We start from the raw sequence: 19,695 nt of genomic DNA, 5'->3' as shown, positions 1-19,695 counted from the left end.
CCCGGCACGGCGGCCGCGCGGCGGCGCGGCGCGGGCGCTGAGCCGTGCCGGCCAAGCTGCTCGTGCGGCGCCTGGCGCTGTGGTCGATCGTCATCGCCTTCCTGGTGATGGGGCTCAAGGTCGTCGCCTGGCGGCTGACCGGCTCGGTGGCGCTCTACTCCGACGCGCTGGAATCGGTCGTCAACGTGATCGCCGCCGGCGCCGCCTTCTGGGCGATCCGCGTCAGCCACAAGCCGGCCGACAGCACCCACCAGCACGGCCACCACAAGGCGGAGTACTTCTCGGCCGTGCTGGAGGGCGTGCTGATCGTGGTGGCGGCGCTGCTCATCATCGCCGAGGCGTGGCGGAGCTGGCAGCAGCCGGCGCTGCTCGACGCCCCGGCGGCCGGACTGGCGGTCAACGCGCTGGCCGCGGTGATCAACGGCGCCTGGGCGACGGTGCTGATCCGCGCCGGGCGGCGCCACCGCTCGCCGGCGCTGGTCGCCGACGGACGGCACATCTTCACCGACGTCGTCACCTCGGTCGGCGTCATCGCCGGCCTCGGCGCGGCGGTGGCGACCGGCTGGGCGGTGCTCGACCCGCTGCTGGCGGTGATCGTGGCCCTCAACATCCTGTGGCAGGGCTGGAAGGTGATCGGCTCGTCGGTCGACGGGCTGATGGACCGCGCCGTCGAGCACGACGAGCATCTGCGCATCCGCGACATCATCTCGGCCAACTCGGCCGGCGCGCTCGAGGTGCACGACCTGAAGACGCGCATCGCCGGCCGCGCCACCTTCATCGAATTCCATCTCGTCGTCGACGCGGCGATGACGGTCGGCGAGAGCCACGTCATCTGCGACCGCATCGAGGAGGCGCTCAGGCAGGAGCTGCCGTCGGCGCGCGTGCTGATCCACGTCGAGCCGGAGGACGAGGCCAAGCTGCCGCCCGGCACCGCCGCCGTGCCGTTCGCCTGACATCCGGCCTTGCCTGCGCCGGCCGGCTCGGCTAAGGAGACCGGCATGACCAACGCTGCGCCGCATAGCCCTGTCCAGCCGCCCGTGCGGACCCGCGGCGCACTGCTGCTTCTCGGCCTTACCTGCGACCGTCGGGTCCGGTAAGGAGCGCCCGGCGGTCGACCGCGCCGCAGGCATGACGCTCCTTCGCAATCCGCCACACGCCGCATGAGGACATGACGGGACGAACGTGCCGCAAGGCGACGAGGGTCCCGGGAGACACGCAGATGGACGCCAAGACCGAACAGCAAGCCAACACCGCCGCGGGCCGCAAGGGCATGCCCGACGCGGCGAGCAAGTACCGACCCTATCCCGCCGTCGGGCTCGTCGACCGCACCTGGCCGTCGAAGCGCATCGAGAAGGCGCCGATCTGGTGCTCGGTCGACCTGCGCGACGGCAACCAGGCGCTGATCGACCCGATGGGCCACGAGCGCAAGGCGCGCATGCTGGCGCTGCTGCTCGACATGGGCTTCAAGGAGATCGAGGTCGGCTTCCCGTCCGCCTCGCAGACCGATTTCGACTTCGCGCGCTGGGCGATCACCGAGGCCGGCGTGCCGGACGACGTGTCGCTGCAGGTGCTGGTGCAGTGCCGGCCCGAACTGATCCAGCGCACCTTCGACGCGCTTGCCGGCGCGCGCCGGCCGATCGTGCACTTCTACAACTCGACCAGCGAATTGCAGCGCCGCGTCGTGTTCGAGAAGGACGTCGCCGGCATCAAGCAGATCGCCACCGACGCGGCCAAGATGATCACCGACATGGCGGCCAAGGCGGGCGGCGGCTACCGCTTCCAGTACTCGCCGGAAAGCTTCACCGGCACCGAGCTCGAGGTGGCGCTCGACATCTGCAACGCCGTCATCGAGATCGTCGATCCGACGCCCGACAACAAGCTGATCATCAATCTGCCGGCGACGGTGGAGATGTCGACCCCCAACATCCACGCCGACCAGATCGAGTGGATGGGCCGGCACCTTGCCAAGCGCGACAGCGTCATCATCTCGCTGCACCCGCACAACGACCGCGGCACCGGCGTGGCGGCGACCGAGCTCGGCCTGATGGCCGGCGCCGAGCGCGTCGAGGGCACGCTGTTCGGCAACGGCGAGCGCACCGGCAATGTCGACCTCGTCACCCTGGCGCTCAACATGTACACGCAGGGCGTCGATCCCGAGCTCGACTGCTCCGACATCAACCGCGTCAAGGACGTGTTCGAGTACTCGAACCAGATGCTCATCCACGAGCGGCACCCCTATGTCGGCGAGCTCGTCTACACCGCCTTCTCCGGCTCGCACCAGGACGCCATCAACAAGGGCATGAAGGCCTACCGCAAGGCCAACAAGCCGCTGTGGGAGGTGCCCTACCTGCCGATCGACCCGCAGGACGTCGGCCGCACCTACGAGGCGATCATCCGCATCAACTCGCAGTCGGGCAAGGGCGGCATCGCCTACGTGCTGCAGGCCGACTACGGTCTCAACCTGCCGCGCAACCTGCAGGTCGAGTTCCGCGAGGACATCCAGGAGATCACCGACCGCGAGGGCCGCGAGCTGCCGTCGAAGCGCATCTACGAGCGCTTTCTCGAACGCTACGTCGACCAGCCGGGCGCGCGGCTCAAGTTCGTCGAGCACCGCACCTTCCCCGACACCGAGGCGCGCGGCCGGCGCATCGTCGAGGCGACGATCCTCGACGGCGGCAGGGAGACCGTCATCACCGGCCGCGGTACCGGCCCGATCGACGGCTTCGTCGACGCGCTGTCGCGCCACATCGGCGTCGAGATGACCGTGCTCGACTACTCCGAGCACTCCATGCAGCGCGGCTCGAACGCGGCGGCGATCTGCTACATGGAGGTGGAGCATCCCGGCGGCCGGCTGTTCGGCGCCGGCATCAACACCAACATCGTGGCGGCCTCGCTCGAGGCGGTGGTGTCGGCGGCCAACCGCATCATCGCCTGAGCCGCGGCCGCGCGATGGCAGGTGCTTTTCGCCGGGGCTCGTGTTAACGGTTGGTTAATCCCACGAGCCCCGGAGCCATCGTGCCATGAACGATGCTGGTCCCAGACATGCGGCCGTTGCGGACGGCCGCTCGCTCGCCGCGGCGATCCGCCAGGTCAAGAACGACCAGGCCGACCGCGACGACGTCGTCGTCGAGATGCGCGAGGCGCAGCGCATGCGCCTCGAGCTGCTGGCGGAGGAGCTCAAGCCGGTCTTCGACGAGGTGCCCGACGACGCCGCGCTGTTCGACTTCGCCATCTCCACCGGAATCCAGCCGCGGCTGTGGATCGACGCCGTCAGCCACGTCGCCATGGGGCGCGACCGGCGCACCTACCGCTTCGTGCGCGACACCCGGCTCGGCCGGGTCGTGCTCGCCGAATCGCCGGAGATGGCGCCGGTCGCCGACCAGGTGACGCGCTACGTCGCCGAGCGGCTGGTCGAGCGCCAGCGGCTGATGGAGGGCGACGTCGAGCGGCCGGGCGGCCAGGCGGAAGAGCGCGCCCCGCCGCCGGTCCGGCGGGCCGAGGCGCGGCCGGGCGCCCGCTCCTGGGCCACGGTGCTGTCGACGGCGCTGCTCGTCATCGCCGGCGGCGCGGTCGGCGTCGCCGCCATGCTCTTGTTCCTGGCGCGCTTCGCGCCGGAGCTCGGCCTGCCCTTCTGAGGCTGCCGCGCCCCCGCCTCAGTCGGCGTCGAGCGGCGGCTTGGCGGCGAGCACCATGTAGTTGACGTCCATGTCGCGCGAACGCTGCCAGCGGTCGTTGAGCGGGCTGTAGACGACGCCGGTGCGGTCGGCCACCGTCATGCCGGCGGCCGCCAGGGCGCGCTCCAGCTCCTCGGGGCGCACCAGCTTGTTGTACTGGTGGGTGCCGCGCGGCAGCCAGCCGAGCACGTATTCGGCGCCGACGATGGCCAGGCCGAAGGCCTTCAGCGTGCGGTTGATGGTGGCCACCACCATCAGCCCGCCGGGATTGAGCATCTCGCCGCACTTGGCGATGAACAGGCCGACGTCCGCGACGTGCTCGACCACCTCCATGTTGAGGATGACGTCGAAGCGCTCGCCGGCTTCGGCGAGCGCCTCGGCGGTCTCGTTGCGGTAGTCGACCTTGACCTTGCTCTCGGCGGCGTGCAGCCGGGCGACCTCGATGTTGGTGCGCGAGGCGTCGGCGCCGACGACCTGCGCGCCGAGCCGCGCCATCGGCTCGCACAGCAGCCCGCCGCCGCAGCCGATGTCGAGTAGGCGCAGCTTGTCGAACGGCCGCGCTGCGCGCGGATCGCGCCCGAAATGCGCCGCCACGTGGTCGCGGATGTAGGCCAGGCGCACGGGGTTGAACTTGTGCAGCGTGCGGAACTTGCCGGTCGGGTTCCACCATTCGGCCGCCAGCGCCGAGAAGCGCTCGATCTCGGCGGCGTCGACGGTCGTGGGCTCGGCTTCGGGCATCGGGCGCTCTCCTGTCGGGTCGCAATCAAGTCGGGCGCAAGGCCGGCGATGTCAAGGTGCCGCGCGGTCGCGCGGCCGCCGCTGCGCGGCTCGCTTGCACACGGCCGGGCCATTGGATATGGAAGCCGCGCCCGGCCGGTTCGCCGGGCTTCAAGCCTCCCGCCGGCGCCGGCCGCGCCGGCGCGGCCAAACAGGGCACGCTCCGGATCCCATGGCGCGCATCGTGATGAAATTCGGCGGGACCTCCGTCGCCGACGTGGACCGCATCCGCAATGTCGCGCGGCACGTCAAGCGCGAGGTGGACGCCGGCCACGAGGTGGCCGTGGTGGTGTCGGCGATGGCCGGCAAGACCAACGAGCTGGTCTCGTGGACGCGCGAGGCCGCGCCGATGCACGACGCGCGCGAATACGACACGGTGGTGGCCTCGGGCGAGCAGGTCACCTCCGGGCTTTTGGCGATCGCGCTGCAGACCATGGGCGTGCATGCGCGCTCCTGGCAGGGCTGGCAGATCCCGGTGCGCACCGACAACGCGCACGGCGCCGCGCGCATCGTCGACATCGACGGCGCGCGGCTGATCGAGCGCTTCGGCCAGGGCCAGGTGGCGGTGATCGCCGGCTTCCAGGGCGTCGGCCCGGACAACCGCGTCGCCACGCTCGGCCGCGGCGGCTCCGACACCAGCGCGGTGGCGATCGCCGCCGCCGTAAAGGCCGACCGCTGCGACATCTACACCGACGTCGACGGCGTCTACACCACCGATCCGCGCATCGAGCCGAAGGCGCGGCGGCTGGCCAGAATCTCCTTCGAGGAGATGCTGGAGATGGCCTCGCTCGGCGCCAAGGTGCTGCAGGTGCGCTCCGTCGAGCTCGCGATGGTGCACAACGTGCGCACTTTCGTGCGATCCTCCTTCGAGGACCCCGATGCGCCGGGCATGGGCGACTTCGACAACCCGCCCGGAACGCTCATTTGCGACGAGGAAGAGATCGTGGAGCAGCAAGTCGTCACCGGCATCGCCTACGCCAAGGACGAGGCGCAGATCTCGCTGCGCCGGGTCGCCGACCGGCCGGGGGTGGCGGCGGGCATCTTCGGCCCGCTGGCGGAGGCCGGCATCAATGTCGACATGATCGTGCAGAACGTCTCGGAGCACGGCGCCAGCACCGACATGACCTTCACCGTGCCGTCGGGCGACCTCGACAAGGCGCTGGCGGTGATCGAGCAGCGCCGCGACACGCTCGGCTACGACGCGGTGCAGTCGGAGGCGGGGCTGGTCAAGGTCTCGGTGATCGGCATCGGCATGCGCAGCCATGCCGGCGTCGCGGCGACGGCGTTCCGCGCGCTGGCCGACAAGGGCATCAACATCCGCGCCATCACCACCTCGGAGATCAAGATCTCCATCCTGATCGACGGACCCTATGCCGAGCTGGCGGTGCGCACTTTGCATTCCGTCTACGGTCTCGATAAGCAATAGGGAACCAGCACCCGTCGCGGCCCGCCCTGTCCCAGGCAGCGCCGGCCGGCGCAGTGGGGGAGCGCAACTGATGCCGGAAGTCGCAGGCGGGCCGCGCGTTTTGCTCAGGCGGCTGCGCGAACTGATGGCCGAAGCCCTCGAGCCGCAGGAGCGGCTCGACCGCATCGTCCGCGAGATCGCGCAGAACATGGTGGCCGAGGTGTGCTCGCTCTACGTGCTGCGCGCCGATTCGGTGCTCGAGCTCTACGCCACCGAGGGCCTCAACCCCGGCGCCGTGCACCAGGCGCAGCTTCGCCTCGGCCAGGGCCTGGTCGGCACGATCGCGGCCAGCGCGCGGCCGCTCAGCCTGTCGGACGCGCAGCATCACCCCGCCTTCACCTACCTGCCGGAGACCGGCGAGGAGATCTATCACTCCTTCCTCGGCGTGCCGGTGCTGCGCGCCGGCCGCACGCTCGGCGTGCTCGTCGTGCAGAACCGCACCCAGCGGCACTACCGCGAGGACGAGGTCGAGGCGCTCGAGACCACGGCCATGGTGATCGCCGAGATGGTGGCGACCGGCGACCTGGCGCGGCTCGCCCGGCCGGGCATCGAGCTCGACCTGCGGCGGCCGGTCAGCTTCACCGGACAGCCCTTCAACGAGGGTGTCGGGCTCGGCCACGTGGTGCTGCACGAGCCGCGCATCGTCGTCACCAACCTGTTCAACGAGGACAGCGAGCAGGAGCTGGAGCGGCTGGCCGAGGCGCTCGGCTCGCTGCGCCTGTCGATCGACGACATGCTGTCGCGCCGCGACGTCGCCTTCGAGGGCGAGCATCGCGCGGTGCTCGAGGCCTACCGCATGTTCGCCAACGACCGCGGCTGGGTGCGGCGGCTGCAGGAGGCGGTGCGCAACGGCCTGACGGCGGAGGCCGCGGTGGAAAAGGTGCAGAGCGACATGCGCGCGCGCATGCTGCACATGACCGACCCCTATCTGCGCGAGCGCATGTCGGACTTCGACGACCTCGCCAACCGGCTGCTGCGCCAGCTCCTGGGCACCGGGCCGGAGGAAATGGCCGCCATGCTGCCCAAGGACGCCATCGTGGTGGCGCGTTCGATGGGCGCGGCCGAGCTGCTCGACTATCCGCGCCACAAGCTGCGCGGGCTGGTGCTCGAGGAGGGCGCGGTGACGAGCCACATCGTCATCGTGGCGCGCGCCATCGGGCTGCCGACCGTCGGCCAGGTCAAGGGCGTGGTGTCGATGGCCGAGAACGGCGACGCGGTCGTCGTCGACGGCGAGGAGGGGCGGGTGCACCTGCGCCCGCAGCCCGACATCGAGGCGACCTATGTCGAGAAGGTGCGCTTCCGCGCCCGCCGCCAGAAGCTCTACCGCGAGATGCGCTCGAAGCCGTCGGCGACGCGCGACGGCGTGGCGATCGACCTTCTGATGAACGCCGGGCTGGCGGTCGACCTGCCGCAGCTCGCCCAGTCGGGGGCGGCCGGCATCGGGCTGTTCCGCACCGAACTGCAGTTCATGGTGGCGCTCACCTTCCCGCGGGCCGAAGCGCAGGAGCAGCTCTACCGCGAGGTGATCGACGCGGCCGACGGCAAGCCGGTCACCTTCCGCACCATCGACATCGGCGGCGACAAGGTGCTGCCCTACTTCAAGGGCGCCAGCGCGGAGGAGAATCCGGCGCTCGGCTGGCGCGCCATGCGGCTGGCGCTCGACCGGCCGGGCCTCTTGCGCACCCAGATCCGCGCCCTGCTCAGGGCGGCGGGCGGACGTGAGCTGCGGCTGATGCTGCCGATGGTCACCGAGCTTTCCGAGATCCGCCAGGCGCGCGAGATCATCGAGCGCGAGGTGCGGCACCTGTCGCGCTTCGCCCACCACCTGCCGACCAGCCTCAAGCTCGGCGCGATGATCGAGGTGCCGGCGCTGATGTGGCAGCTTCCCGAGCTGATGCGCGCGGTCGACTTCGTGTCGGTGGGCTCGAACGACCTGTTCCAGTTCGTGATGGCGACCGACCGCGGCAACCCGCAGCTCTCCGACCGCTTCGACCCGCTGTCGGTGCCGTTCCTGCGGCTCCTGCGGCAGATCGCCGAGGCGGGGCGGGCCGCGCACACCCCCGTCACGTTGTGCGGCGAGCTGGCCGGCCGGCCGATCTCGGCGATGGCGCTGATCGGCATCGGCTACCGGGCGATCTCTATGGCGCCGACGGCGATCGGCCCGGTCAAGGCGATGCTGCGCGAGCTGCCGCTGGCCGAGCTCGAGGCGGCGATGACCGACGCGCTGGACAACAACGGCGCCAGCCACGATATCCGCGGCATGCTGCGCGGCTTCGCGCGCGAGCACGACATTCCGCTGTGACAGCAGGCGAGACATCCAGACGGTGACCATGGAACTGCCGCGCGACCGCATGGACCAGGTGTTGAAGCGCTTCGAGATGCTCGAGGCGCAGATGGCGGCCGGGCCGGCGCCCGACGCCTATGTCAAGCTCGCCTCCGAATATGCCGAGCTGCAGGAGCTGGTCGGCCAGATCCGCGCGCTGCGCGCCGCCGAGCGGGAGCGCGACGACCTGGTGTCGATGCTCGACGACCCGGCGACCGAAGCCGAGATGCGGGCGCTCGCCGAGGACGACCTGGCCGCGGTGGAAACCCGCGTCGAGGGGCTCGGCGAGACGCTGCAGCGCCTGCTCCTGCCCAAGGACGCGGCCGACGAGAAGAACGTCATCCTGGAGATCCGCGCCGGCACCGGCGGCGACGAGGCGGCGCTGTTTGCCGGCGACCTGTTCCGCATGTACCAGCGCTATGCCGACCAGCAGGGCTGGCGCGTCGAGGTGGTGTCGGCGAGCGAGGGCGAGGCGGGCGGCTACAAGGAGATCATCGCCACCGTGTCGGGCCGCGGCGTGTTTGCCCGGCTGAAGTTCGAATCCGGCGTGCACCGCGTCCAGCGGGTGCCGGAGACCGAGGCGCAGGGCCGCATCCACACCTCGGCGGCGACGGTCGCCGTGCTGCCCGAGGCCGAGGAGGTCGACATCGAGATCCGTCCGGAGGACATCCGCATCGACACGATGCGCGCCTCCGGCGCCGGCGGGCAGCACGTCAACACCACCGATTCGGCGGTGCGGCTGACGCATCTGCCGACAGGCATCGTCGTCATGCAGGCCGAGAAGTCGCAGCACCAGAACCGCGCCCGCGCCATGCAGATCCTGCGCGCGCGGCTGTTCGACATGGAGCGCGGCAAGGCGGCCGACGAACGCTCCGAAGCGCGCCGCCTGCAGGTCGGTTCCGGCGACCGCTCCGAGCGCATCCGCACCTACAACTTCCCGCAGGGCCGGCTCACCGACCACCGCATCAACCTGACGCTCTACAAGCTCGACCGGGTGATGCAGGGCGAGCTCGACGAGGTGATCGACGCGCTGGTCTCCGACCACCAGACCAGGCTCCTGGCCGAGATGGGCGAGAATGGCTGAGCCGGCGGCCGCCACGCTCGGCGGCCTCATGTCGCGCACGCGGCGCGCGCTGGCGGCGGCCGGCATCGAGGAGGCCCCGCTCGACGCCCGCCTGATCGTCATGCATGCCGCCGGCGTCGGCCTGACCGAGCTGGTCGCCGATCCGCAACGGCCGGTCGAGGCGGCCGTCGCGGCCGCGACGCGTGCGGCGGCGGCGCGCCGAGCGGCCGGCGAACCGGTGCACCGCATCGTCGGCCGGCGCGCCTTCTACGGGCTGGAATTGGCGCTGTCGCCCGACACGCTGGAGCCGCGGCCCGACACCGAGACCCTGGTCGACCTCGTGCTGCCGGCGGCAGAAGCCATCGCCGCGCGCACCGGGGTCTGCGACATCCTCGATCTGGGCACCGGCAGCGGCGCCATCGCGCTCGCCCTGCTCAGCCGGCTGCCGCAGGCGCGCGCGGTCGGTCTCGACATTTGCGAAGGGGCCCTTGCAACGGCGCGCGCCAATGCCGATATGAACGGGTGCGGCGACCGTTTCGAGACCTGCCGGTCCGACTGGTTCGCAGCCGTTAACCGTCCGTTTCACATTATCGTCTCAAATCCGCCCTACGTTCGCAGCATCGAATGGGCGGGGCTGTCGCGCGAGGTGCGCGAGCACGATCCGAAGCGGGCATTGGACGGCGGCGTCGACGGGCTCGACGCCTATCGCAGGATCGCGGCCGAGGCCGATCGTTTCCTGATCGCCGGCGGACGGCTGGCCGTCGAGTTCGGCCATGACCAGCAGGATGCGGTCGCGGCGCTGTTTCAGGCGCACGGTTTCGAGGCGCTGGAGGCGCGCCGGGATCTCGGCGGACGGCCGCGCGCGGCGCTCTTCGCCCGCCGCAAAGACCTTGAAAGCATGTGAGAAAGCAGCGCGAAAAAGGACTTGGCAAGGTGGCGGAATGCCGCTAGGTTCCGCCTACCGGATGAGACGAAGCAGGCAGTGCCGTTATCGATTCGGTTCCCGCGGACAGACTGCCTCCTTGCGTGAACAACGCCTTGGCTTCGTGCGGGGCTTTTCCGGCAACTGACATGAACCGGGACAGAATGGCGCCCGCGGCGGCGCGCTGAAGGCGCGGCTGCCTGCCAAGGAGAGATGTGAGACGCGCGGCCCGAGGGCCGTCTTCTCCTGCAGTCGAAGATTGTCTCAAGCAAAGAGATTCGGATGAGGCCACAACAGCAGAACAGGCGCATGCGCGGACGCGGCAACAACCGCAAGGGGTCCAACCCGCTGAGCCGCAGCTACGAGAGCAACGGCCCCGACGTGAAGATCCGCGGCTCCGCCCAGCAGATCGCCGACAAGTACGCCACGCTGGCGCGCGACGCGCAAAGCTCGGGCGATCGCGTGATGGCCGAGAACTACCTGCAGCACGCCGAGCACTACAACCGCATCATCGCCGCCGCCCAGGCGCAGCAGCAGCCGCAGGGCCAGCGCGAGCGCGACGACGACGACGACCAGGACGAGCGCGACGAGTACGACGCGGCGCCGCCGCAGCGCCGCCAGCGCCAGTCCGAGCCGTCCGGCGAGGAGCGCCGCGACCAGCAGCGCGACCAGCAGAAGGCGCCGGCCCGGGTCGATGCCGGCTCCGCGCCGCAGCCCGACATCGAGGGCACCCCGGCCGAGCTCGCCTTCGGCCAGGAGGAGGCGCCGCAGCAGCAGGCGCGCGGCCGGCGGCGCAAGACCGCCGACAGCCGCCCGCGCGCGGCCGAGCCGCAGGACGGCGGCGAGGGCGAGCAGGCGAACGGGCACGCCAACGGCGCCGGCGAGGAGCCGGCCGAGGCGGCGCCCGCGCCGCGCCGCACGCGCCGTCCGCGGCGCAGCGCGGCCAATGCCGACAGCGAGGCGGGCGAGGGCGACGGCGGGTCGAAGACCGGCGGTTCGCCGGCCGCGGAAGCCGCCGCGCAGGGCTGACGCCGGCGCGTGCGCGCCCGGCGCGACGCACAACCGAGAGACGAGACGGCGGGCCGCGAGCCCGCCGTTTTTCGTTGCAGCGCCGCCTTGAGCGGCATCCGGCCTCTCCCCATATGTCTTTCGGTTGAACCTGCCTGCGACGGCCGGCGACGGCTTTTTTCGGGCCGGTCAGAGGGGGTTCGTCATCTTGATGCGACCCGGCGCCGCCGAGCGGGCCGGGCGACATAGGAGACGGTCATGAACGTTGAGAAATACTCCGAGCGGCTGCGCGGATTCATCCAGGCGGCGCAGACCATGGCGCTGTCGCGCAACCACCAGCAGTTCACGCCCGAGCATCTGCTCAAGGTGCTGATCGACGACGAGGAGGGCTTCGCCGCCTCGCTGATCGAGCGCGCCGGCGGCCGGCCGAAGGACGTCAAGCTCGGTGTCGAGAGCGCGCTCGAGGCGCTACCGAAGGTGGAGGGCGGCAACGGCCAGCTCTACCTCGCCCAGCCGCTCGCCAAGGTCTTCGCCACCGCCGAGGAGGTCGCCAAGAAGGCGGGCGACAGCTTCGTGACCGTCGAGCGCCTGCTCACCGCGCTGGCCATCGAGAAGTCGGCCAAGACCGCCGACATCCTGGCCAAGGCCGGCGTGACGCCGACCGCGCTCAACCAGGTCATCAACGACGTGCGCAAGGGCCGCACCGCCGACACGGCGAGCGCCGAGCAGGGCTACGATGCGCTGAAGAAATACGCGCGCGACCTGACGGCCGATGCGCGGGCCGGCAAGCTCGACCCGGTGATCGGCCGCGACGACGAGATCCGCCGCACGATCCAGGTGCTGTCGCGGCGCACCAAGAACAACCCGGTGCTGATCGGCGAGCCCGGCGTCGGCAAGACGGCGATCGCCGAGGGACTGGCGCTCAGGATCGTCAATGGCGACGTGCCGGAATCGCTCAAGGACAAGCAGCTCATGGCGCTCGACATGGGCGCGCTGATCGCCGGCGCGAAGTATCGCGGCGAGTTCGAGGAGCGGCTCAAGGCGGTGCTGTCGGAGATCACCGGCGCCAGCGGCAACATCATCCTGTTCATCGACGAGATGCACACGCTGGTCGGCGCCGGCAAGGCGGACGGGGCGATGGACGCCTCCAACCTGCTGAAGCCGGCGCTGGCGCGCGGCGAGCTGCACTGCGTCGGCGCCACCACGCTCGACGAGTACCGCAAGCATGTCGAGAAGGACGCCGCGCTGGCGCGCCGCTTCCAGCCCGTCTTCGTCGACGAGCCGACGGTCGAGGACACCGTGTCGATCCTGCGCGGCCTGAAGGAGAAGTACGAGCAGCACCACAAGGTGCGCATCTCCGATTCGGCGCTGGTCTCCGCCTCGACGCTGTCGAACCGCTACATCGCCGACCGCTTCCTGCCCGACAAGGCGATCGACCTGGTCGACGAGGCGGCCTCGCGGCTGCGCATGCAGGTCGATTCCAAGCCCGAGGCGCTCGACGAGATTGACCGCCGCATCCTGCAGCTCAAGATCGAGCGCGAGGCGCTGAAGGCGGAGACCGACGCGGCCTCGAAGGACAGGCTGGTCAAGCTCGAGAAGGAGCTGGCCGGGCTCGAGGAGGAATCGGCGCGGCTGACCAGCGTGTGGGGCTCGGAGAAGGAGAAGCTGGGGCTGGCCGCCGAGCTCAAGCGGCAGCTCGACGAGGCGCGCAACGAGCTCGCCATCGCGCAGCGCCGCGGCGAGTTCCAGCGCGCCGGCGAGCTCGCCTACGGCCGCATCCCCGAGCTCGAGAAGAAGCTCGCCGAGGCCGAGGCGAGCGACGGCGACGCCGCCGGCATGGTCGAGGAGACCGTGACGCCCGACCATGTGGCGCACGTCGTGTCGCGCTGGACGGGGATTCCGGTCGACAAGATGCTGGAAGGCGAGCGCGACAAGCTGCTGCGCATGGAGGACGAGCTGGCCCGCCGCGTCGTCGGCCAGGGCGAGGCGGTGCAGGCGGTCTCCAAGGCGGTGCGCCGCGCGCGCGCCGGCCTGCAGGACCCGAACCGGCCGATCGGCTCGTTCATGTTCCTCGGCCCGACCGGCGTCGGCAAGACCGAGCTCACCAAGGCGCTGGCGCAGTTCCTGTTCGACGACGAGCAGGCGATGGTGCGCATCGACATGTCGGAGTTCATGGAGAAGCACTCCGTCTCCCGGCTGATCGGCGCGCCGCCCGGCTATGTCGGCTACGAGGAAGGCGGCGTGCTGACCGAGGCGGTGCGGCGCCGGCCGTATCAGGTGATCCTGTTCGACGAGGTCGAGAAGGCGCATCACGACGTCTTCAACGTGCTGCTGCAGGTGCTCGACGACGGGCGGCTGACCGACGGCCAGGGCCGCACGGTCGACTTCCGCAACACGCTGATCGTGATGACCTCGAACCTCGGCGCGGAGTTCCTGGTCAATCTCGGCGAGGGCGAGGACGTCGACAAGGTGCGCGACGAGGTGATGGGCGTAGTGCGGGCCTCCTTCCGCCCCGAGTTCCTCAACCGCGTCGACGAGGTGATCCTGTTCCACCGGCTGCGCCGCGAGGACATGGGCAAGATCGTCTCGATCCAGCTCGCGCGGCTGGAGCGGCTGCTGGCCGATCGCAAGATCCGGCTCGAGCTCGACGACGAGGCGGTCGAGTGGCTGGCGGCCAAGGGCTACGACCCGGCCTATGGCGCGCGCCCGCTCAAGCGGGTGATGCAGAAGGAGCTGCAGGACCCGCTGGCCGAGAAGATCCTGCTCGGCGACGTGCTCGACGGCTCGACCGTCAAGGTGACGGCGGGCTCCGACCGGCTTACCTTCGTGCCGCGGCCGCCGGCGGCCGAGGCGGAGGCGACCGAAGAGGCCGCCTGACGCCGGGCCGCGGACGACACGCCAGGACGGCCGCCCCGGCTCCCGCCGGGGCGGCCATTTTCATGTCGGGTTCATGTGCCAGGCTGCATGGTGCAGGCTGATGCCATGTCCCCCGCGGCGATTCGCCGGGCGGTCGCGCCATGGGCCGTCGGGGACCGGACGAGAGAGGGACCGGATGTCCACCATGACCAGAACGCTCGCCGCCGCCCTGGTGTCGCTCCTGGCCGCTTCGGCCGCCGCCGCCGCGCAGCCGCTCGCCGGCGCGGCTTCCGGGCTCGCCGGCCAGGCGCCGGGCCTCGGGTTCGAGCCGGTGCAGCTTCGCGAGTTCGACGTCTATATCGACCAGTACGGCCGCGAGATCGTCGTCGATCCCTATACCGGCGAGGTGGTCGAGATCCGTCCGCCGCGCCGCTCGCGGGAGGAGCAGCGGCGCGCGGAGCGCTCGCGCGAGCTCGACCGCCGCGTCTACGATTTCACCGACCCGGCCGACCGCGCGCGCTACCGGCGCGACCGCGACGTGGAGCTCGGACGCAGGGAGCCGCCGCGCTACGACGACCGCACGTTCCGCGACCGGCCGGTCGAGCCGTACCGCATCGAGCCCTATCGCGACGACTTCTACGACGACGACGTCTACGGCGACCCGCCGGTCGCCCGCGAGGAGCCGTACCGCGAGCCGCCGCCGGCGCGCGATACGGTGCGCCGGGCGCCGCTCGCGCCGCCGGAGCCGGACGAGCGGCCGGCGCTCGACGACGAGGAGGCGATCGCCGCCGTGCCGGAGCCGGGCGAGGAGGAGGCGGTGACGCCGCGCGCGCCGCGCGATTCCTTCGTCGAGCCGGCCTTCGGCGACGCGCGCCAGGACGTCGCCGCCTTCCAGGTGCTGCTCGACCGCGCCGGCGCCTCGCCGGGCGTGATCGACGGGCGCATCGGCTCCAACGTCAACAAGGCGATCGACGCCTACAAGGCGCTGACGGGGCAGACGCTGCGCACCTACGACAAGGAGTGGATCGAGGCGCAGCTCGCTGCGACCGGCGGGCCCGCCTTCGTCGGCTACGAGATCACCGCGGCCGACGCGGCGGGGCCCTACATCGCCTCGGTGCCCTCCGACTATGGCGACAAGGCGCGGCTCGAGCGGCTGAGCTTCACCTCGACCAGCGAGATGCTGGCCGAGCGCTTCCACATGGACGAGGACTTCCTCAAGGCGCTCAACCCGCAGGCCAACTTCAACCGCCCCGGCACCATCATCCGCGTCGCCAATCCGGGCAAGCCGATCGACAAGCCGGTCGCCCGCATCGTCGCCGACAAGGGCATGAAGCAGGTGCGCGCCTACGACGAATCGGGCGACCTGGTCGCCGTCTATCCGGCGACCATCGGCTCGCAGAGCACGCCCTCGCCGACCGGCACGCACACGGTCGAACGCATCGCCTTCGATCCCGAGTACACCTACAACCCGAAGATCAACTTCAAGCAGGGCGACAACGACGAGATCCTGACCATCCCGCCCGGGCCGAACGGGCCGGTCGGCTCGATCTGGATCGCGCTGTCGAAGCCGACCTACGGCATCCACGGCACGCCCGACCCCGACAAGATCGGCAAGACCTACTCGAACGGCTGCGTGCGGCTGACCAACTGGGACGCCCAGGAACTGGCCAAGATCGTCAAGCCGGGCGTCACGGTCGCCTTCGCCGAGTAGCCGCGGTGCCGCGCGGCGTCGAGGGAACGGGAACCAATGCGCCGGCGGCGGGTTGATCGCCCGGCACGGAGGCGCGCGTGTCAACCGGGCGCGACGGTATGGAGAACGGCGACGGTTTTCCCGGTTTCCCGCGTCGGCCAACGAAGCGGCAGACGAGCTCCTGTCCCGTCCGCGCGCCTCCGGCGGCCCCTGTCGCGACGCCGGGCCGGTCCGGCGCGCGGAACGCGGTCGGGTGGCCCTCGCCTGGCCGGTGACGAGGGCGGGCGAAACCGGTTCGCGCTTGGCGCCATGATGGGCTAGCCTCTGCGCCATGCGCTCGCCCTGCGAAGCCACGCGCAATGCCGTTCCCCAGACCGCCGCGCCGGAGGAGGCCGACCGCGGGCAGGAGACCTTCTGCCCGCAGCGCCAGCGCCGCTTCGTGCTGATCGCGGCGATCCTCGCCTCCGCCCTCGGCTTCATCGACGGCTCGGTGGTGGCCATCGCCACGCCGGCCATCCGCGCCGACCTCGGCGCCACGCTGGCCGACGCGCAATGGATCTCGAACGCCTACGCGCTGGCGCTGTCGGCGCTGATCCTGGCGGGCGGGGCGGCGGGCGACAGCTTCGGGCTGCGGCGCACCTTCGCCGCCGGCATCGCGCTGTTCACCTTCGCCTCGGTGCTGTGCGCGCTGGTGCCGGACGCGCAGACGCTGATCGCCGCGCGGGCGCTGCAGGGCGTCGGCGCGGCGCTGATGATCCCGGGCAGCCTGGCGATCATCGCCAAGGCCTATCCGCGGGCCGAGCGCGGCCGGGCGATCGGCATCTGGGCGGCCTCCTCGGCGCTGACCACCGCGCTCGGACCGGTGATCGGCGGCTTCGTGCTGTCGGCCTTCGACGATGCGGTGTGGCGCGCCATCTTCGCCATCAACCTGCCGCTCGGCGCGCTGGCGCTCTACCTGCTGCTCGCCCGGGTGCCGCCCGACCGGCCGTCCGACGGGCGCAGCCTCGATCCGGTCGGCGCCGGGCTCGCCACGCTCGCCTTCGGCGCGCTCGCCTACGGGCTGACGGCGATGACGCCGGAGGGCGGCGAGGCGGTGCTGTCGGCGAGCCTGCCGCCGGCCCTGGCGGGCCTCGTTCTGGTCGGCGTGTTCGTGTGGTGGGAAGGTCGCCACCGCGCGCCGATGGTCGATCTCGCCCTGTTCCGCATCGGCGCCTTCTCCGGCGCCAACGCGGCCACCTTCTGCCTCTATTTCGCGCTGTCGGCGATCCTGTTCTACCTGCCGATGCTGCTGATCGCCGGCTGGGGGCTGAGCCCGGCGGCGACCGGCTTCATCTTCCTGCCGCTGTCGGGCGCCATCGCGCTCTTGTCGGGGCCGGTCGGCAGCCTGGCCGACCGCATCGGCCCGCGCCTGCCGATCGCCGGCGGCAGCCTGCTGGTCGCCGCCGCCTTCGCCGGCCTGGCGCTTGCCGCCGGCTTTGGCCTGCGCGGCTTCTGGAGCGTGGTGTTTCCGCTGATGGGCCTGATGGGGCTCGGCATGGCGCTCGTCGTCTCGCCGCTGTCGACGGCGGTGATGACCGCCGTCGAGGACGCCGACACCGGGGCGGCATCGGGCATCAACAACGCGGTGTCGCGGCTCGCCGGACTGATCGCGGTGGCGGCGATGGGCGGGCTGGCGGGCCTGCGCTATCTCGCCGCCCTCGACGGGGCGGCGGCCGAGGCGCTGCCGGGGTTCGGCGAGAAGCCGGCCGAGGCGCTGGCCCCGCAGGCCGAGGCGCTGCGGCTGGCCGCCAGCAACGCCGCCTTCGCCGCCGTCGCCTGGGTGGCCGCGGCGCTGTCGCTGCTGTCGGCGGCGATCGCCTGGCTGACGGTGCCGGGGGCGGGCGCACAGGCGCCCGAGGCACAGGCCGGCGCCGCCTCGCGCACGGCGGGGTAGGGCGGGGGCGGCGAGCCGGCCCCGCTGTCGTCCGGTGCGCTCACCCGACGGCGCACGGATGCGGGTGGAGGCAGCCCGCGGGACCCGCACGTGACGCGAAAGGCCGCGGCGCGCGCGCCGTTCTGCTTCTTCACGGAACCGCAGAAAGGCTCCGACTTACCATCTTGACGCGTTTGCGGACGGCGAACCGGTTTCCACTTCGCCTGGAAAAAAAACGCTCTCGCGCGGCGCGGTCTCGGCGGCGGGGAGGGGCCGAATCAGCGGCTGGCGACGGTGAAGGGATCGCTGGCGCGCTCTTCGAGCAGCGCGTCGATGCGGTCGCGCTCGCGCTGGAAGGCGGCGAGATCCTCGCCCTTCAGCGCGCGGCTGTCGGGCAGGCGCACGCGCATCGGGTCGACCCTGCTGCCGTTGACGGTGAGCTCGTAGTGCAGGTGGTTGCCGGTCGAAAGCCCTGTCGAGCCGACATAGCCGATGACCTGGCCCTGCCGCACCTTGGCGCCTGCGCGCACGCCCTTGGCGATGGCGCTCTGGTGCGAATAGGAGCTCTTGTAGCCGTTGTTGTGGCGGATGATCGTCTGGCGGCCGTAGCCGCCGCTCCAGCCCGCCTTCTCCACCACGCCGTTGCCCGAGGCGATGATCGGCGTGCCGCGCGGGGCGGCCCAGTCGACGCCGGTGTGCATCTTGGCATAGCCGAGAATCGGATGCCGCCGCATGCCGAAGCCCGAGGTGAAGCGGCCGTTCGGCACCGGGTTGCGCAGCAGGAACTGACGGGCGCTGCGGCCCTCCGCATCGAAATAGTCGATCGTGCCGTCGGTCATCTGGAAGCGGTAGAAGGTGCGCGTGTTGCCGCCGAAGGTGGCCCTCACGTAGAGCAGCTCCGACTCCTCGGTCGCCCGGTCCTTGGGGCCGGGCTGCGAGAAGAACACCTCGAGCGCGTCGCTCGGGTTGAGCCGCGACTGGAAGTCGACGTCGGCGGCCAGCAGCTTGACGAGCTGGCGCGCCATCGGCGGGGTCAGGCCGTAGGAATAGGCCGCCCGGTAGATGCCGTCATAGACGCGCGGCAGGTCGCCGCGCGCCCGCGCCGGCGGCTGCCCGCCCTCGAAGGCGGCCAGGATCTCCGCCCCCGAAGGCGGCTCCTCGGCCGGCACGCGCTGGCCGCGGTCGTCGACGGCGATCGTCAGAAGGTGCTGCTTGCCGTCGTAGACGCTGGCGCGCACCATCTCGCTCGTCTCGCCGCGCGTCTCGATGCCGACGCGCAGCACCGTGCCGGCCTTCAGCGCCTCGGTGTTGAGAAGCTTGCCGAGCGCCTCGGCCATCTCCGCGGCGTCCGTACCGTCGTAGCCGGCCTCCGCGAGCGCCTCGTCGATGCGCCGGTCGGCGGGGAAGGGAATCAGATCCTCGGCGTAGTCGACCACCGGTTCGGCGACCGGCTCGCGCGGCGCCACCGACACGTTCTCCTGCACGATGCGCGCGCCATAGGGAACGGCCAGCGCCTGGGTGGCGAGCGTCTCGCCGAAGCGCTGCGGGTCGACATAGTGCAGTGCGGCGACCTGGACGTCGCCGTCGGTCAGGATCGCGCCGGTGTGGCGCACGACCTCCTCGACCTCGTCGACCGACAGCTCGCCGCGCTCCTCGAAGGCGGCGGTGGCGATCGGGAAGTCGACGGTGCGCAGGCTGACCTCGCTGTCGACCTTGGCGCCGTAGATGAGGCCGGTCTTGACCGTCTGGGCGACCGCGCCGTCCTCGGCGAAGACGACCAGCGGATCGAAGGCGGGATAGTCCTTGCTGGTCGTGTGGCCGGCGGCCAGCGCCATGCGCACATGCACGAAGGGCAGCGTGCGCACCACGTCGCGGTCGCCCGAGCGCAGCACCGTGGAAACCTCCATGCGGCGGCGGTCGCGCAGTTGCGAGGCGGCGCGGGCGGTGACCAGGCGCGAGGTCTTGGCCGCCTCGCCGGAGCGCGCATCGGCCATCTCCGTCAGGC

Annotated in this window: 13 protein-coding genes (1 of these 13 only partly in view); 11 read left to right on the top strand and 2 right to left on the bottom strand. The window is 71.3% G+C overall.

The window, feature by feature from the left end; translation table 11 throughout:
* Positions 1 to 44: 44 nt before the first annotated feature.
* From N1F89_RS12205 to N1F89_RS12195, 3 genes are all read left to right on the top strand, one after another.
* A complete protein-coding gene (locus N1F89_RS12205) occupies positions 45 to 953 on the top strand; it encodes a cation diffusion facilitator family transporter (RefSeq protein ID WP_290084367.1) in 909 nt (302 codons plus the stop codon).
* A gap of 266 nt (positions 954 to 1,219) precedes the next feature.
* A complete protein-coding gene (gene leuA / locus N1F89_RS12200) occupies positions 1,220 to 2,935 on the top strand; it encodes a 2-isopropylmalate synthase (protein ID WP_290084366.1) in 1,716 nt (571 codons plus the stop codon).
* Between the two features lie 85 nt (positions 2,936 to 3,020).
* Positions 3,021 to 3,635, top strand: a complete 615-nt coding sequence (locus N1F89_RS12195; RefSeq protein WP_290084365.1) for a hypothetical protein — start codon at positions 3,021 to 3,023, stop codon at positions 3,633 to 3,635.
* An 18-nt stretch (positions 3,636 to 3,653) separates the two neighbouring features.
* Here the strand turns inward: N1F89_RS12195 and ubiG are convergent, their stop codons facing one another.
* Positions 3,654 to 4,412 (bottom strand): bifunctional 2-polyprenyl-6-hydroxyphenol methylase/3-demethylubiquinol 3-O-methyltransferase UbiG, encoded by a 759-nt coding sequence (gene ubiG, locus N1F89_RS12190; protein WP_290084364.1) that lies wholly within the window; start codon positions 4,410 to 4,412, stop codon positions 3,654 to 3,656.
* Positions 4,413 to 4,623: 211 nt separating this feature from the next.
* Between ubiG and N1F89_RS12185 the strand changes: the two genes are divergently transcribed.
* From N1F89_RS12185 to N1F89_RS12150, 8 genes are all read left to right on the top strand, one after another.
* A complete protein-coding gene (locus tag N1F89_RS12185; protein WP_290084363.1) occupies positions 4,624 to 5,877 on the top strand; it encodes an aspartate kinase in 1,254 nt (417 codons plus the stop codon).
* A gap of 70 nt (positions 5,878 to 5,947) precedes the next feature.
* Complete coding sequence (gene ptsP, locus N1F89_RS12180; RefSeq protein WP_290084362.1) at positions 5,948 to 8,218, top strand: phosphoenolpyruvate--protein phosphotransferase; 2,271 nt, start codon at positions 5,948 to 5,950, stop codon at positions 8,216 to 8,218.
* Between the two features lie 28 nt (positions 8,219 to 8,246).
* Entirely contained in the window at positions 8,247 to 9,323 is a 1,077-nt protein-coding gene (gene prfA / locus N1F89_RS12175) for a peptide chain release factor 1 (protein ID WP_290084380.1), read from the top strand.
* A complete protein-coding gene (prmC, locus tag N1F89_RS12170; RefSeq protein WP_290084361.1) occupies positions 9,316 to 10,206 on the top strand; it encodes a peptide chain release factor N(5)-glutamine methyltransferase in 891 nt (296 codons plus the stop codon). Before prfA ends, prmC begins: the two co-directional genes overlap by 8 nt.
* 327 nt (positions 10,207 to 10,533) lie before the next feature.
* The gene (locus tag N1F89_RS12165) at positions 10,534 to 11,253 is read left to right on the top strand and encodes a DUF4167 domain-containing protein (RefSeq protein ID WP_290084360.1); all 720 of its coding nucleotides are present in this window, start codon (positions 10,534 to 10,536) and stop codon (positions 11,251 to 11,253) included.
* A gap of 237 nt (positions 11,254 to 11,490) precedes the next feature.
* Complete coding sequence (clpB, locus tag N1F89_RS12160; protein WP_290084359.1) at positions 11,491 to 14,109, top strand: ATP-dependent chaperone ClpB; 2,619 nt, start codon at positions 11,491 to 11,493, stop codon at positions 14,107 to 14,109.
* Between the two features lie 184 nt (positions 14,110 to 14,293).
* Positions 14,294 to 15,799, top strand: coding sequence for a L,D-transpeptidase family protein (locus N1F89_RS12155; protein ID WP_290084358.1), 1,506 nt, complete (start codon positions 14,294 to 14,296; stop codon positions 15,797 to 15,799).
* Between the two features lie 310 nt (positions 15,800 to 16,109).
* A complete protein-coding gene (locus N1F89_RS12150; RefSeq protein WP_290084357.1) occupies positions 16,110 to 17,711 on the top strand; it encodes an MFS transporter in 1,602 nt (533 codons plus the stop codon).
* 257 nt (positions 17,712 to 17,968) lie between these two features.
* Here N1F89_RS12150 and N1F89_RS12145 read toward each other — a convergent pair whose 3' ends face one another.
* Positions 17,969 to 19,695, bottom strand: the 3' portion of a protein-coding gene (locus N1F89_RS12145) for a M23 family metallopeptidase (RefSeq protein ID WP_290084356.1). It continues 214 nt past the right edge of the window; 1,727 of the gene's 1,941 nt are visible here — the last part of the coding sequence; its start codon lies off the right edge, out of view; the stop codon is at positions 17,969 to 17,971.

This window comes from Aquibium sp. A9E412 (genome assembly GCF_030398335.1).
Classification (GTDB): Bacteria; Pseudomonadota; Alphaproteobacteria; order Rhizobiales; family Rhizobiaceae; genus A9E412.
Note: the sequence above shows the minus strand (reverse complement) of the source record. Positions and strands in the feature narration are given on the sequence as shown.

Bases quoted from the DNA above. Each gene is read 5' to 3' on its own strand.
- leuA (WP_290084366.1), top strand. From the start codon at position 1,220: ATGGACGCCAAGACCGAACAGCAAGCCAACACCGCCGCGGGCCGCAAG.
- N1F89_RS12195 (WP_290084365.1), top strand. From the start codon at position 3,021: ATGAACGATGCTGGTCCCAGACATGCGGCCGTTGCGGACGGCCGCTCG.
- ubiG (WP_290084364.1), bottom strand. From the start codon at position 4,412: ATGCCCGAAGCCGAGCCCACGACCGTCGACGCCGCCGAGATCGAGCGC.
- N1F89_RS12185 (WP_290084363.1), top strand. From the start codon at position 4,624: ATGGCGCGCATCGTGATGAAATTCGGCGGGACCTCCGTCGCCGACGTG.
- ptsP (WP_290084362.1), top strand. From the start codon at position 5,948: ATGCCGGAAGTCGCAGGCGGGCCGCGCGTTTTGCTCAGGCGGCTGCGC.
- prfA (WP_290084380.1), top strand. From the start codon at position 8,247: ATGGAACTGCCGCGCGACCGCATGGACCAGGTGTTGAAGCGCTTCGAG.
- prmC (WP_290084361.1), top strand. From the start codon at position 9,316: ATGGCTGAGCCGGCGGCCGCCACGCTCGGCGGCCTCATGTCGCGCACG.
- N1F89_RS12165 (WP_290084360.1), top strand. From the start codon at position 10,534: ATGCGCGGACGCGGCAACAACCGCAAGGGGTCCAACCCGCTGAGCCGC.
- clpB (WP_290084359.1), top strand. From the start codon at position 11,491: ATGAACGTTGAGAAATACTCCGAGCGGCTGCGCGGATTCATCCAGGCG.
- N1F89_RS12155 (WP_290084358.1), top strand. From the start codon at position 14,294: ATGACCAGAACGCTCGCCGCCGCCCTGGTGTCGCTCCTGGCCGCTTCG.
- N1F89_RS12150 (WP_290084357.1), top strand. From the start codon at position 16,110: ATGCGCTCGCCCTGCGAAGCCACGCGCAATGCCGTTCCCCAGACCGCC.